This window comes from Actinomadura sp. 9N407, assembly GCF_044326315.1.
Taxonomy (GTDB): Bacteria; Actinomycetota; Actinomycetes; order Streptosporangiales; family Streptosporangiaceae; genus Spirillospora.
This window is the reverse complement of sequence record NZ_JBIRAW010000017.1, coordinates 52,872-68,229: the sequence shown is the minus strand read 5'-3', so window position 1 is coordinate 68,229 and position 15,358 is coordinate 52,872. Positions and strand designations below refer to the sequence as shown.

The 15,358-nt window shown below is 73.2% G+C and carries 5 protein-coding genes; all 5 read right to left on the bottom strand.

Annotation, left to right across the window (positions count from 1 at the left end):
• Positions 1-9: 9 nt before the first annotated feature.
• From ACH34Q_RS25630 to ACH34Q_RS25610, 5 genes are read right to left on the bottom strand one after another with little or no spacing between them, the layout of a single operon-like run.
• Positions 10-195, bottom strand: coding sequence for an MbtH family protein (locus ACH34Q_RS25630; protein WP_395985601.1), 186 nt, complete (start codon positions 193-195; stop codon positions 10-12).
• A gap of 14 nt (positions 196-209) precedes the next feature.
• Positions 210-1,445, bottom strand: a complete 1,236-nt coding sequence (locus tag ACH34Q_RS25625; RefSeq protein ID WP_395985600.1) for an amidohydrolase family protein — start codon at positions 1,443-1,445, stop codon at positions 210-212.
• 1 nt (position 1,446) lies between these two features.
• Positions 1,447-5,682, bottom strand: a complete 4,236-nt coding sequence (locus tag ACH34Q_RS25620) for a type I polyketide synthase (RefSeq protein WP_395985599.1) — start codon at positions 5,680-5,682, stop codon at positions 1,447-1,449.
• Positions 5,679-10,160, bottom strand: coding sequence for a MupA/Atu3671 family FMN-dependent luciferase-like monooxygenase (locus tag ACH34Q_RS25615; RefSeq protein WP_395985598.1), 4,482 nt, complete (start codon positions 10,158-10,160; stop codon positions 5,679-5,681). Before ACH34Q_RS25615 ends, ACH34Q_RS25620 begins: the two co-directional genes overlap by 4 nt.
• Positions 10,157-15,328, bottom strand: a complete 5,172-nt coding sequence (locus ACH34Q_RS25610) for an amino acid adenylation domain-containing protein (RefSeq protein ID WP_395985597.1) — start codon at positions 15,326-15,328, stop codon at positions 10,157-10,159. Before ACH34Q_RS25610 ends, ACH34Q_RS25615 begins: the two co-directional genes overlap by 4 nt.
• Positions 15,329-15,358 lie beyond the last annotated feature (30 nt).

Here is a 15,358-nt window from a genome sequence, read left to right as displayed (position 1 = left end):
CCGGCCCGCTCAGCCTGCCGTGCGCAGGCTCAGCGGGCGCATGTCGGTCCAGATCTCCTCGATGTGGGCCAGGCAGTCCGCCTTCGCACCGGCGAATCCGGCCGCGCGCCACCCGCCGGGCAGGGGCATCGTCTCGTCCCATAGGGAGTACTGCTCCTCGTCGTTGACCACGACCAGGTATCGCGGCTCGCTCATCGGCTCTCCTCCGGTCACTTGCGGGTGTCCTTGACGATCCGGCCGCCCTTGACGACCAGGACGACGCGGTCCGGGTCCTCGAACCGGTCCGGCTCGGCCAGCGGGTCGAAGTCCACGGCGACCAGGTCGGCGTACCGGCCGGCCTCGATCGCGCCGACCTTGTCGGCGACCCGCATGATCCGGGCGTTCACCGAGGTCGCGGACTTGATCGCCTCCATCGCGCCGAGCAGCCGCGCCTTCAGCGCGATCTCCAGCCCGCGCCGCTCCTGGACCGGGCCGATCAGGTCCGAGCCCGAGCCCACCGGGACGCCGGCCGCGCGCGCCGCGAGCAGCCCGTCGGTCATGCCGCGCATGGTGTCGCCGACCCGGTCGCGGATCTGCGGCGGCAGCCCGTGCCGCTCGAAGTTGTCGACCAGGTCCTGCGCGATGGTCAGGGTGGGCACGACGCTGACGCCGCGCTCGGCCATCATCGCGGCCGTCTCCTCGTCGATCCCGGTCCCGTGCTCGACGCACTCGACCCCGGCCATGACCGCGTTGCGGATCCCGGCGACGTTGTGCGCGTGAACGGTCACGTACGTGTTCCTGGCGCGCGCCTCGGCCACCGCCGTGGCGATCTCCTCGATGGTGAACTGGGTGTCGCCGAGCGAGTCCGTCAGCGACACGACGCCGCCGGTCACCGCCATCTTCAGGAACGTCGCGCCCTGCCGGAAGCACTCCCGCGCCGCCTTGCGGACCTCGTCGGGGCCGTCGGAGATCCGGCCGACCGCGGTGAGGCCGCGGACCCGGAAGGCGAACGTGGCGTCCGGCGGCAGGAACGGCGACCCGAGGTGGCCGTGCCCGCCGCACTGGACGAGCGGCGAGGCCGACGCCCAGATCCGGGGCCCGGGCACCAGCCCGCGGCCGACGGTACGGATCACGCCGTGGTCGATGCCGCCGCAGTCGCGCACGGCGGTGAACCCGGCCTGCAGCGTCTCGTTCAGGTTGCGGAAGATGTCGGCGGCGCGCTCGGCGATGGACAGCTCGTTGTTGAGCATGGCCCGCATCTCGCTCGCGTAGCCGAGATGGACGTGGGCGTCGATGAGGCCGGGGAGCAGGGTCAGGCCGCTGAGGTCGACGACGTCGGCGTCGCCGGCGACCTCGCCCGTCCCCACCTCGGCGATCCGCTCGCCGTCGACCCGGACCGAGCCGCGCGGCAGCGGATCGGGGGCGAGCCCGTCGATGATCGTGGCACCGGTCAGCAGGAGAGACACGTCAGTTCCCTTTCGTGGGCAGGTTGGCAGGGGCCGGGTGAGTGGTCGGGGGCAGCAGTCGCGCCCGGACGAGGAAGCCGAGCATCCGGTCGAAGAACGCCTGGTCCAGCGGGGGTGCCGGAGCCGCCTCCGGGGGCAGCGCCGACGCGACGTTCGCGCAGTCGATGACCGGCATGGCCCGGTCCGGGGTGTCGCCCACCATCGCCATCAGCGGGGCCAGGGCGTTGTCGTCGCCCGCGCTGTCGACCTCGTCGATGAGCGCCGTCCGCCACTCGTCGAACGGCACGCCGCGTACCGGATGGCCGAACGATCTGATCTCGTCGAAGATCCGGTTCCAGGCCAGCGGCTCGGGATCGATGGTGTGGTACGTCCGGCCCAAAGCCTCGGGCCGCAGCGAGAGGGCGACGACCTGGCGAGCCAGATGGTCGACGGTGCCGACCGACAGCTCGTACCGGCGCAGCGGTGCGAGGCCGAGCTGGACGCAGCCCTGGATGACCTTGGTGACGTAGTCCTCGGTGTTGGCGGCGCCGCTGCGGCTGTCGGGCAGGACGCCGCCGGCCCGGTAAACCGACACGGGCACGCCGCGTTCCCTGGCGATCCCGGCGAGTCCTTCGGCCACCCACTTGCTCTGGCTGTACGAGGTGTCATGGCCGATCGGAGGCGGCAGCGGGTCGTCCTCGCGCAGCACGTCCGCGTCGCCGGTCATGGCGCCCGCCAGCACGGCGAGCGTGGAGATGTGGTGGACCGGCTTGAGTCTGCTCCGCGTGGCCAGCCGCAGGATCTCTTGAGTGCCGAGCACGTTGGCGGCTTTCAGTGCCCGGTAGGGGCGCACGAAGTTCACCCATGCGCCGCAGTGGTAAATGGCGTCGACCCGTTCCGCCAGGTCGGCGAAGCCGTCGTCGCCCAGGCCGAGCAGTGGACGGGCCAGGTCGCCTGCGACCACCTGGAGGCGTCCGGATCCCGCGCCCGGAAGGCCATAGGAGTCGAGTGCGGCGTTCACGCGTTCGGTACCTGCCGTGGCGTCGGCCGCGCGTACGAGGCACACCACGGTCGCCTTCGTACGGGCGAGCAGTTCGGCGCACAGGAACGCGCCGACGAAGCCGGTGGCGCCGGTGAGCAGCACGGTCTCGGGCGGTCCCGGGGCGGGTGCGGGCAGGCCGTCGGCGCGGATGGTCTCGTCCAGGACCACTTCGTCTTCGAGGCGCGGGCCCGTCCGTACGGGGGCCAGGGGCTCGCCGCCGAGGGCTCGTTCGACCAGCGCGGCCATGTCCGCGACCGTGGAGGCCTTGAGAACGTCCGCAGCGGTGAGCTGGGTGGCGCCCATCCTGCGCAAGTCCCGCGTCACCTGGGTGACCATCAGCGAGTGGGCGCCGAGATCGAAGAAGTCGTCGTCCATGCTCACCCGGTCGAGCCCGAGCAGGTCGCACCAGATCCGCGCGACCTGGCGTTCCCGTTCGGTACGCGGCGGGACGAAGCCGTCATCGGCCTGCGGTTCCTCGTGCGCGTCAGGGCTGGACGGCTCGGGCTCGCCTGCCGTGTTCGCGCGGCCCGGCTCGACCCAGTAGCGCCGTCCCTCGAAGGGGTAGCCGGGCAGCGGTACGCGGCGCGGGTCCGCCTCGCCGTGGAAGGCCCGCCAGTCCACCGGGACCCCGGCCTGCCACAGGCCGCCGACCGCCGAGACCAGGTGGGCGAGGTCGGGCAGGGTGTCGCGAGGCAGGCCCATGGTGGGGATCGCGATCGGGGCCGGAGCCAGCCGCTGCGCCGCCGCGAGCGCGGTCAGCGTACGGCCGGGGCCGACCTCCAGCAGCGCGCGGCCGGGCGCCGCGAGCACCTCGGCGACGCCGTCCGCGAACCGTACGGGCCGGCGCAGGTGGCGGGCCCAGTACGCGGGATCGGTGGCATCATCGGCGGTGATCCAGGTGCCCGTCACGCTGGACACGAACGGCAGCTCGGGCTCGGTCAGCCGCAGCTTCTTCACCTTCATGGTGAAGTCGTGCAGGTACGGCTCGACCATCCAGGAGTGGCTCGCCACCGGCACGCTCACGTTGCGGCAGTCGACGCCGCGTGCGCGCAGCTCCGTGCGCAGCGCCTTGATGTCCTCGTCCGGTCCGGCCACGACCGTCAGCTCGGGCGCGTTGACCGCCGAGACCGAGACCCGGTCGGGCAGCAGCGCGGCGACGCGTTCCTCGGACTCCTGGATCACCAGCATCCGGCCCGGCGGCATGGCCGCGAACAGCTCCCCGCGCGCCAGCGTGATGTCGAGCGCGCCCGGCAGCGTGAACACCCCGGCCAGGCAGGCCGCGACGTACTCGCCGAGGCTGTGCCCGATCATCGCGGCGGGCCGGACGCCCCACGCCATGAGCTGGCGGGCCAGCGCGTACTCGATCGTGAACAGCGCCGACACGACGCCCGCGCCCTGGTCGCGTCCCATGGTCACCCGGCCGCCGGTGAGCGCGCCGCCCTCCAGCGGCGGGAACGCGGCAGGGAACAGCAGCCTGCGCAGGTCGAAGCCGAGGCGGGGTTCCAGCAGCTCGGCGCACTGGTCGACCTCGGTGCGGAACACCTTCTCGGAGCGGTAGACGTCCAGGCCCATGTTCGGGTGCTGGGTCCCGCCGCCGGGGAACGCGAAGACGGCCTCGCGCGCGTCGCCGGAAACGGTCCGGGTCGGCAGCCGGTTCGGCTCCTCGCCGCGCAGGGCCCGCACGGCGTCGGCCGCGTCCGCGCACACCGCGTACCGGCGGACGCCGAATCGCCGGCGGCCCTCCTGCAGCGTGTACGCGACGTCGGCCAGCTTTGGGGCGCCGGATTCGAGATGATCGGCCAGCCGCCCGGTCGCGGTGTCCAGCGCGGTTCTCGTACGCGCGGACAACGGCAGCAGTTGCCACGGACGCGCGGGCCCGGCGTCGTCGGCCTCCGCCTCGGGTGCCTGCTCCAGTACGAGATGCGCGTTCGTACCGCCGACGCCGAACGAGCTCACCCCGGCGCGGCGCGGCTCGCCGTCCGCGTGCCAGTCGCGGGCGGTGGCGGGGACGTAGAAGGGCGTACGGTCCAGCTCCAGTTCCGGGCCGGGCGCAGTGAAGCCGCCGTTCGGCGGGATCCGCGCGTGGTGGACGGCCAGTGCCGCCCGCATCAGACCGGCCGCGCCCGCCGCCGCGTCCAGATGCCCGATGTTGGCCTTGACCGAGCCGAGCGCGCACCGCCCCGGCTCGACGCCGTCCCCGAACGCGCGGGCCAGTGCCGTCACCTCGATCGGGTCACCGACCCGGGTCGCGGTGCCGTGCGCCTCCACATACCCGACGGTCGCCGGATCCACTCCGGCCACCGCCAGCGCCGCCGCGATCACCCGGGCCTGGCCCGCCACGCTCGGTGCGGCGAACCCGGCCTTCATCGAGCCGTCGTTGTTGACGGCCGAGCCCCGGATCACCGCGTAGACGTGATCGCGGTCGGCCAGCGCCTCCGACAGCCGCCGCAGGACCAGCACGACCGCGCCGTTGCCCGGTACGGTCCCGCCCGCCCGCACGTCGAACGGGCGGCAGTGCCCGTCCGCGCTGAACAGGCCGCTCTCGGCGACCGGATAGCCGCTCTTCAGCGGCACGTTGACCGTGACACCGCCCGCCAGCGCGACATCGCAGTCGTAACTCAGCAGCGACTGGCACGCCAGGTGGGTGGCGACCAGCGAGGTCGAGCAGGCGGTCTGGACGGTGTAGGCGGGCCCGGTCAGGTCCAGCAGGTGGGCGACGCGGGTGGCCAGGAAGTCCTTGTCGTTGAACATCCGGGCCAGCGGCGCCATCGGCGAGCGCTGGAACCGCGCGCTGGTGGCGAGGTTGGCGGTCAGGTACTTGTTCATGAACGCGCCCGCGAACACGCCGACATCGCCGCCGCCGAACCCGCCCGGGTCGTGGCCGCTGTCCTCGACGGCCGCCCACGCGGTTTCGCAGAACACCCGGTGCTGCGGATCCATCGTCTCGGCCTCGGCCGGGTTGAAGCCGAAGAACGCGGCGTCGAACAGGTCGGCGCCCTCCAGATGGCCGGAGGCGGGGACGTAGTCGGGATCGGCCAGGACGTCCTCGGCGACTCCGGCGGCGCGCAGCTCGTCCGGCCCGAACGTGGTGATCGACTCGATCCCGTCCCGCATGTTGCGCCAGAAGTCCCCGACCGTACGGGCGCCGGGGACCCGGCAGGCCATGCCCACGATCGCGATCGGCTCCACGCCGTCCGGTTCGCCGTCAGTCGTCACGAGGTGCCTCCCGTCTTCCTGTCCGTGACCGCCTTGCGCAGCCGCGCTTGCTTCGCCTGCCGCGCCTGCCGTGCCAGCACCCGTGCCCGGCGGCCCGCCGTGGCGCGCGCCCGGTCCAGGCCCTCACCGGCCGTACCGTCGCCGGTCAGCGCCGTGACCAGGCCCCGTACGGTCGGGTACCGGAAGATGTCGACCAGCGACAGCCGCTCGCCGAGGACGGGCCCCAGCAGCGCGCGGGCCTGGACGGCCAGCAGCGAGTTGCCGCCGACCTCGAAGAAGTTGTCCGCCACACCGATCCGGTCGGCCTTCAGGACGCCGGCCAGGATCTCGGCGACCCGCCGTTCGATGTCGTCGCCCGGCGGCTCGTACTCGGCGCGGGCCGGACGTTCGGGATCGGGCAGCCGGTTGCGGTCCACCTTCCCGTTCGGTGTCATCGGCAGCTCGCCGAGGAAGACCAGGTCGGCGGGCACCATGTAGTCGGGCAGCGACCTGGCGGCGAACGCGCGCAGCTCGGCCGCGGTCGGCGCGGCGGCCTCGTCCTGCCCGGCCGGTACGCAGTACGCGACGATGCGGCGGGCCGCGTCGTCCCCGTGTACGGAGGCCACCGCAGCGCGCAGGTCCGGGTGGCCGCGCAGCACGTTCTCGATCTCGCCCAGCTCGATCCGGTGCCCGTGCACCTTCACCTGGTGGTCGAGCCGTCCCAGGAACTCCAGTTGCCCGTCCGGCCGGCGCCGTACGAGGTCACCGGTGCGGTAGAGCCGCGCGCCCGGCTCGCCGGAGAACGGGTCGGGGACGAACCGTTCGGCCGTCAGCGCCGCCCGGCCCAGGTAGCCGCGCGCCAGACCGAGCCCGCCGAGCAGCAGCTCCCCCGGCGCGCTCGCGGGAACGGGCCGCAGGTAGGCGTCGACGACGTACGCGCGCACGTTCGTCATCGGACGGCCGATGGTCACCGGTCCGGAGCCGGAGCCGCCGACCGGCGCGGTGGTGGCCCATACGGTCGCCTCGGTCGGCCCGTACATGTTGTGGACGCCGTCCGGCAGCAGCTCCGCGAGCCGTTCGGCCAGCGGCGCGGGCAGCGCCTCGCCACCGACCAGCAGCCTGCGCAGTCCGGCCAGAGCCGCGCCGCCGTCGGGGTCCTCGGCAAGGACTCCGGCCATCGAGGGCGTGCACTGGAGATGGGAGACGCCGTGGCGGCGGAGCTGGACGGGGATCGGCTCGTCGGCCAGCGCGGCGCGGCGGCGGTCCTCGCTCAGCTCCCGTACGGTCGCCAGGTCGTCCAGCCCGGCCAGCACCCGGTCGTGCGCGACACCGAAGTCGACCAGGCACGCGGCCTCGTCGACACCGATCGCCTTGAGCCGGTCGACGACATCGGCGCAGTGCTCGGGCGTACCGAGCAGCCCCGAGGTCTCGAAGAACCGGTCGAACGCGCGCGCGACCAGCGCGTCCACCTCGTCCTCGGGCAGCGTCCGCGGGTCCGCCTCCTGGCCCATCGCCTGGCCCAGCCCGGACAGCAGGTCGAACGACGACTTGATGTAGGCGCTCAGCGGCTCGCGTACCAGCTCGCGGACCGCGTCCTGGTCCGCGCCCGCGAACGTGTGCAGCATGACCGTGACCTGGCCGTCGCCCTCGTGACCGGCGTCCCGCCAGGCCCGCCGGTAGACGTCGATCTTCTCGGCGAGCTGCTCGAACGTGTGGCCCAGCAGGTGCGTGAGGACGCCCGCGCCAGCCTCGCCCGCGCTCCGGAACGTCTCGGGGCTGCGCGCGCTGGTGACCCAGACGGGCAGCTCCGGCGTCACCGGCGGCGGGAAGATCCCGACCTCGGCGTCCGCGCCCACCCCGTTGCGGCGCCGGACCGTACCGCCGCGCCACAGCTCGCGCAGCTCGGCCAGCCCGGACATCATGATCTGCTTCCGGTCGGCGTAGTTGCCCGGCGCGAGCGCGAAGTCGTCGGGCTGCCAGCCGGAGGCGACCGACAGGCCGGTCCGGCCGCCGGAGATGTTGTCGACCACCGACCATTCCTCGGCGACCCGGATCGGGTCGTGCAGCGGCATCACCACGCTCCCCGCGCGGATCGCGACCCGTTCGGTGACGGCCGCGATCGCGGCGGCGGTGACCGACGGGTTGGGGTAGAGCCCGCCGAACTCGTGGAAGTGGCGTTCGGGCGTCCACACCGCCGCGAAGCCGTTGCGGTCGGCGAACTTGGCGCCTTCCAGCATCAGCCGGTAGCGATCTCCCGGGTCGCCGCCCCGGTCCCCGCCGAAGTAGAAGAGGCTGAAATCGATCGGCCGGGCCTGCACCGAGGCGGGCACCACCTCACCACCGGCCGCCCGTGCGGGCTCGTCGCCGCGTACCGCGACCCGGTGTCCCCGGGCCAGCGTCCACAGCAGCTCCAGCACCGAGATGTCGAACGAGACGCTCGTGACGGCGAGCCAGGTCTCCGCGTCCTCGCCGGTCAGGATCTCGTCCATGCCGGCGAAGAAGTTCAGGACGTTGCGATGGGAGATCATCACGCCCTTGGGGTTGCCGGTGGACCCCGAGGTGTAGATCACGTACGCGAGGTTCTCCAGCGTGATCGGCGGCGCCTCTGCGCTTTCCGCCGAGCCCGCTCCAACGGTGTCGATGTCGACCGTCGTGGCGGGCAGGGCACCGGCTCGCCGGGCGAGACCGCCGCGCGTCACGATCACTGGCGCCTGCGAGTCGGCGACCATGTACTCAAGCCGCGCCCAGGGGTAGGCCGGATCGAGCGGCAGGTACGCGCCGCCCGCCTTGAGGATGCCCAGCAGCGCGACGACCAGGTCGGGTGACCGGTCGAGATACACCCCGACCGGGACGTCCGCCCGTACGCCGTGCTCCCGCAGGACGGCGGCGAGCGCGCCGGCCCGCCGGTCCAGCTCGCGGTAGGTCAGCGTCCGGCCGTCCGGGTTCGCCGCGTCCAGGAGTGCGGGTGCGTCGGGTGTACGGCGCGCGCGCTCGGCGATCAGCTCGTGCAGCGGCGTTTCGGGCAGCGGGCGGGCGTCCGGGTTCCAGTCGGCGAGCACGCGCCGTTCCTGGTCGGCCGGCAGGATCGGCAGCCGTCCGATACTCAGGTCCGGCTCGGCGACCGCACGGGCCAGCACGGTACGGAACTGGTCCGCGAGGTCGCGGGCCGTCCCGTCAGTGAAAAGGTCGGTGGCGTACTCCAGCCGGGCGGAGAGCCGGTCCGCCGACCGCGTGATGCTCAGCGTCAGGTCGAATTTGGCGGTGGAGGTGTCGCCGGGCTCCATCCGCACGCGGCAGCCCGGCAGCGTGAGGCCCGGCGCGTCGCCGTCGTGATAGCTCAGCATCAGCTGGAAGATCGGGTTGTACGCGGGGTCGCGACCTGGCCGCAGCTCCTCGACCAGCTTCTCGAACGGCAGGTCCTGGTGCGCGACGGCCGCCCTGCTCTCGTCCCGGGCCTGGATCACCAGCTCCCGGAAGCTCGGCGCTCCCGAGACGCCGACGCGCTGGACGACCGTGTTGGCGAAGAAGCCGACGAGCCGCTCCAGGTCCTCGCGCGGGCGCCCGCTGACCGGCGAGCCGACGATCACCTCCTCGCCGCCGGTGTGCGCGTGGACGAGCGTCGCGAAGGCCGCGAGCAGCACCGCGTACGGCGTGGCTCCGCAGGCGCGGGCCAGCTCACCGACCTGGCGGTCCACCTCGGGATCGATGTCGAAGGTCAGGTGATCGCCCGCGTGGCTCTGCGCGGGTGGGCGCGGGTGGTCGGCCGGGAGGGAGGCAAGTGCGGGCGTCCCGGCCAGCCGGTCGCGCCAGTAGCCGAGCATCTCCTCGGGCGTCCGCCCGTCGCCGAGCAGTGCCGCCTGCTCGCGGGCGAAGTCGGTGTAGTGGGTCTCCAGTGGCGCTAGCCGGGGCTCCTCGCCCGCCAGGTACGCGCCGTAGGCGGCCGACAGCTCGCCGTCGAGGACGCCGAGCGACCAGCCGTCGCAGGCGATGTGATGCAGCGTCAGGCAGAGCCGGTGCTCCTCGTCGCCCATCCGGATCAGCAGTGGCCGGACCATGAGGTCGGTCTCCAGATCGAACGGCGCCCGCGCCTCCTCCGCCGCCAGCCGGTCGGCCTCGGCGCCGGGATCCGCCGCGCCCGCGACGTCCCGTACCCGAATCGGCACCGGACCGGCCGGCTGCACGAACTGCCGGGGCACCCCGTCGACCGGCCGGAACACCGTCCGCAGCGCCCGGTGCCGTCGGACGACCTCGGTGAGAGCGCGTTCCATCGCAGGTACGTCCAGCGGGCCGTCGATCCGGTAGGTCAGCGGAACGATGTAGACCGCGTTGGCCGGATCGAGCTGATCGAGGAACCACAATCGCTGCTGCGGGTACGAGAGCGGATGGCTCCGGGCGGCGGCGCGCTCCCTGAGCCGCTCGGCCAGCAGGGTGCGCCTGGCGCCGGGCATGGTGGGCAAGTTCTTGTCGTGCATGGTGGGCAGGCTCGTGTCTTCGGTCACCGTTCGACCTCGCCTTCGGCCTCGGGGCTGTCTTCCACGGACATGTCGCGCAGCAATGCGTCCACCTCGTCGTCGGACAGGTCGTCGAGCCGGTCCAGCAGGTCCTGATCGGTGTCGGCGAAGGGCGACGGCCCGGCCCGTTCCGGGACGGCGGCGCCACGCGTCGCGTCCGCCACGGCCGCCAGCCGCGCCACAGTCGGCGCGTGCAGGAAGTCGCGCAGCGGTACGGTCGCCGCGTACCGCTCGTTGGTCCTGGCCACCAGCCGCATCGCCAGCAGGGAGTGGCCGCCGAGCACGAAGAAGTCGTCGGTGACGCCCAGCTCGCGTACGCCGAGCATCCCGGCGGCCAGCTCCGCCAGCTCGCGTTCCGTTCCGGTACGCGGCGGCACTCGCTCGGCCTCGCCGGCCGGTCTGTCGTCCGGTACGGGTGGCAGCGCGGCGCGGTCGACCTTGCCGCTCGCGGTGAGCGGCAGGCCGGGCAGCCGGACGATCGCGCCCGGCAGCAGGTACGGCGGCAAGCGCTCGGCCAGATGCGCGCGGATCTCACCTTCGGCGACCGATCCGGCCGCGTCCGGGACCACGTAGGCCACCAGCCTGCGCCCGGACGGCGGCTCGTCCACGATCACCACGGCCTGCGCGACCCCGGAATGCGCGGTGAGCGCCGCCTCGACCTCGCCCGGCTCGATCCGGAATCCCCGGATCTTGACCTGGCCGTCGGCGCGGCCGAGGAACTCGATCGTGCCGTCCGGGAGGTAGCGGGCGATGTCGCCGGTCCGGTACATCCGTGCCCCGCCGCCCGCGAACGGGTCGGGCAGGAATCGTTCGGCCGTCAGCGCGGGCCGGTTCGCGTACCCGCGTGCCACGCCGGGGCCGCCGATGAACAGCTCGCCAGGTACCCCGGCCGGGACCGGCCGCAGCCACCGGTCGAGCACATGGCCGCTGGTGTTGGCGATCGGCCGCCCGATCGGGACCGACACCGCGTCCGGCGGGACCGACTCGATCAGCCCGCACACCGCGAACGTGGTCGTCTCGGTCGGCCCGTAGCCGTTGAGCAGGCGCGCCGGGCGCCGTTCGGGACCGCTCGCGGCCAGCGCCCGGACGCGCGTCACGTTCAGGACGTCCCCGCCGACCAGCAGGTTCGTCATCCCGGCGAAGCTGTCGGGGTGGCCGGTCATCACCTCGCTGAACAGCGCGGAGGTGAGGAACATGCTCGTCACGGCGTTCGCCTTGAGCGCGCGCCCGAGCCCGCCCTCGGTCAGCAGCTCCTCGGACGGGATCACGCAGAGCGCGCCGCCGTGCAGCAGCGCGCCCCACATCTCGAACGTGAACGCGTCGAACGAGGCGTCCGCGACCTGCGCGAAGCGCTCGCCGGGGCCGAAGTCGACGTAGTCCGCACCGCACACCAGCCGCAGCACCGAGCGGTGCTCGACCATGACGCCCTTGGGCCGCCCGGTCGATCCGGAGGTGAACAGAATGTAGGCGAGGCTGTCCGGACGGGCGGCGGCGGCCGGTCTGGGCGGGCGTTCCGCCACGACATCCGCAAGCTCCGCCTCCATCCGGTCGAGGTGGACGACCTGAGCCGACCCGGTGTCGACGCGGTCGGACAGCCCGTCCCGGGTGACGACGACCGGCGCGCCGACATCGGCGAGCATCCAGGCCAGCCGTTCGGACGGGTAGCCGGGATCGAGCGGAACGTAGGCGCCGCCCGCCTTGAGCACGGCGAGCAGCACCTTGATCATCTCGTCGCCGCGCCGCAGCAGGACCCCGACCGGGACGTCCCGGCCCACCCCGCGTGCCCGCAGCAGATGCGCGAGCCGATCCGTCTCGGCGTCGAGTTCGGCGTACGTGCGGGTGCGGTCGCCGTCCACCAGCGCCACCGCTTCGGGACGTTCCGCCACCCGTTCGGCGAAGAGTTCGGGGATCGTCCGGTCGGCCGGAAACGGGGTGGCCGGGCCGTGCGAGGCGGCGATGACCTGCGCGGACGCGTCGCCGGTCAGCAACGGCAGCCGGTCGAACGGAACGCCGTCCGGATCGGACAGCGCCGCGTCCAGCAGCGTCAGGTAGCGCTCGACCATCGCCCGCATGGTCCCGGCGTCGAACAGCGCGGTCGCGTACTCCCAGATCAGCGTGATCGGCGCGGCGTCGTCGCCGGCCCCGTGCCCGGCGCGCTGCTCGGCCCTCGGGAGCACCACCACGTTGATGTCGGTCTTGGCCGAGCGGTTGTGCCGTTCGAGAACGGTCCCGCGCAGCCCGGCGAAGTCCAGGTCCGGCAGCCGCGAGTCGTGGAAGCTGAACATCACCTGGAACAGCGGGTTGCGGGACGCGTCGCGCGGCGGTGCCAGCGCCTCGACCAGGCGGTCGAGCGGTACGTCCTGCCATTCGTGCGCGCGGGCCACGGCAGCGTGCGTCCTCCGCGTCAGCTCGCCGAACCAGGGATCGCCCGAGAGATCGATCCGCAGCGGCAGGGTGTTGACGACCATGCCCATCATGCGTTCGATCTCGGCGAGCCTCCGGTTGGCGACGCCGCTGCCCACCACCACGTCCGGTCCGCCGCCGTACCGCGACATCAGCGCGGCGAACCCGGCGAGCATGGTCGCGTAGAGCGTCACGCCGCGCGCCCGCCCGTACTCGCGCAGCCGCCGGCACAGGTCCGCCGGGATGTCGACGCGTACCGCCGAGCCGTCGAACGTCTGGACGGGTGGGCGCGGCCGGTCGGTCGGCAGTTCCAGGGCGGGCGGGGCTCCGGCCAGCTCGCCCGTCCAGTGCTCCAGGTGGGCTTTCAGGACGTCGCCGCTCATCCACTCCCGCTGCCAGCGCGCGAAGTCGGCGTACCGGACCTCAGGTTCGGGCAGCGGAGAGGGACGCCCGGCGGCGTACGCGGCGTAGATCTCGCGCAGCTCGCTCAGGAAGAGGGCGTACGACCAGCCGTCGTGGACCAGGTGGTGCTCGACGTGCACGAGCGAGTGGTCCCGCTCGGAGTGCTTGATCAGCGTCCAGCGCGCCAGCGGCGGCGCGCCCAGGTCGAACGGCTCGCGCATCGCCTCCGCAACGGCCTCCTCAGCGCGCTGCTCCCGTTCATCTCCAGGCAGCCCGGACACATCGACGACCGGCAGCGGGATCGGCATCGGAGCCCGCGTGACCTGCACCGGCGTGCCGCCGACCGACCGGAAGGCGGTACGGAAGATCTCCTGTCGGCGCACGATCTCGGTCAGCGTGCGGCGCAGCGCCTCCGCGTCGAGCGGACCTTCCAGCCGCAGCGTCGCCTGCGCGTTGTACGCGAGGTTGCCGGGCGACAGGTCCTCCAGGAACCAGATCCGTTCCTGCGGGAACGACAGCGGCGCGGGCTCGTCCCGTTCCGATCCTTCGGCGGGACGGATCGGCGGGACGGTGATCGCGGGCCCGGCGCCGTCGATCGACCTGGCCATGCCGGCGATGGTGGGACTGTCGTAGATCCGCCGCAGCGGCAGCTCCTTGCCCAGTTCCGTGCGGACGCGGGCCGCCAGCCGCCCGGCGAGCAGTGAATGGCCGCCGAGCGCGAAGAAGTCGTCGGTGGCTCCGAGCCGCTCGACCCCGAGGAGATCGGCGAGGATGGCCGCCAGCGCCCGCTCGGCAGGTGTCGCGGGCTCGACATGATCGGACCCGGCCGTGCCTGGCCAGCTCGTGCCTGGCCAGCCCGTATCAGGCTTGCCGGGCGCGGGGAGCGCGGCCCGATCGATCTTCCCGCTCGGGGTCAGCGGCATGGTCTCCAGCCGGACCAGCGCGGCCGGGACCATGTACGCGGGGAGCCGTTCGGCCAGGTGGGCGCGCAGCCGCGCCACGTCGAGCCCGGCGCCGGTCACGTACCCGGCAAGCTCCGTCCCCGCCCCCAGGTCGCGGGCGATCACGACGGCATCGGTGACGCCCGGGAACTCCGCGAGCCGGCGCGCGACCTCGTCCGGCTCGATCCGGAAGCCGCGGATCTTGACCTGGTGGTCGAGCCGGCCGAGGAACTCCAGGTTCCCGTCCGGCCGCCGTACGACCCGGTCGCCGGTCAGGTAGAGGCGGCCGCCGGGCCGGGCGGGATCGGGATCCGGTACGAAGCGTTCCGCCGTCAGCCCCGGCCTGCCGAGGTACCCGCGGCCGACCCCGGCACCACCGATGGCCAGCTCGCCTGGGGCCCCATCGGGGACCGGCCGCAGGCGCTCATCGAGCACAAGCGCCGTGGCGCCACGTATGGCGGTGCCGATCGAGGGCTTGCCGCCACCCGGCGACAGCTCCGCGACCGTGGCCCAGACCGTGGTCTCGGTGGGGCCGTACGCGTTGAACATCCGGCGCCCGGACAGCCACCGTTCGGCCAGCGGCTCGGGCAGGGCCTCACCCGCGCACACCAGCCCGCCGAGGTCTGGCAGTTCGGTGTACGGCAGGGTCGCCAGTACGGACGGCGGCAGCGTCAGCCGCGTGATCCGGCGTTCCTTGAGGAAGTCGGCCAGCCCGGGCCCCGGCGGGATGTCCTCTCGCGGCGCCAGGACCAGCGTGCCCCCCGCGTACAGGGCCATGACCATCTCGAACACCGAGGCGTCGAAGCTGATCGGAGCGAACTGCAGGACCCGGTCAGCAGGCGTGACCCCGAAGGCCTCGACCTGGGCGGCCGCCATGTTGGCCAGGCCGCCGTGGGTCAGCGCGACGCCCTTCGGACGGCCGGTGGAACCCGACGTGTAGATGACGTACGCGAGATCCTCGGCCACGAGGTCCGGCTCGGGCGCCCGCCCGCCCAGCGGAACGGTCGCGGGATCGAGCATCTCCAGCCGCCTCGTCCTGGCCGTGCCCGAATCACCGATGACGGCACCGATCGGCGAGTCCGGACCGGCCAGAACGAGACCGATCCCGGAATCGTCGATCATGTAACGCAGCCGGTCGGGCGGGTAGCCGGGATCCAGCGGCAGCCAGGCGGCCCCGGCGCGCAGGATCCCCAGCACCGCCACGGGCAGCTCCAGCGAGGGGCTCGCCGCGATGCCGACGAGGTCCCCGCGGCGCACGCCCCGCCGGGCCAGCTCGGCGGCCAGCCCGTCCGCGCGCGCCGACAGCGCGGCGTAGGACAGGCGCCGGTCGCGGAACTCCACCGCCACCGCGTCCGGCGCGGTGCCGATCCGGCGTTTCAGGGCAGGGCAGAACAAGGACGTGGTATCCATTCGTCTCCACCGAAAAAAGAGGTGCGCCAG

Bases quoted from the DNA above. Each gene is read 5' to 3' on its own strand.
- ACH34Q_RS25610 (WP_395985597.1), bottom strand. From the start codon at position 15,328: ATGGATACCACGTCCTTGTTCTGCCCTGCCCTGAAACGCCGGATCGGC.
- ACH34Q_RS25630 (WP_395985601.1), bottom strand. From the start codon at position 195: ATGAGCGAGCCGCGATACCTGGTCGTGGTCAACGACGAGGAGCAGTAC.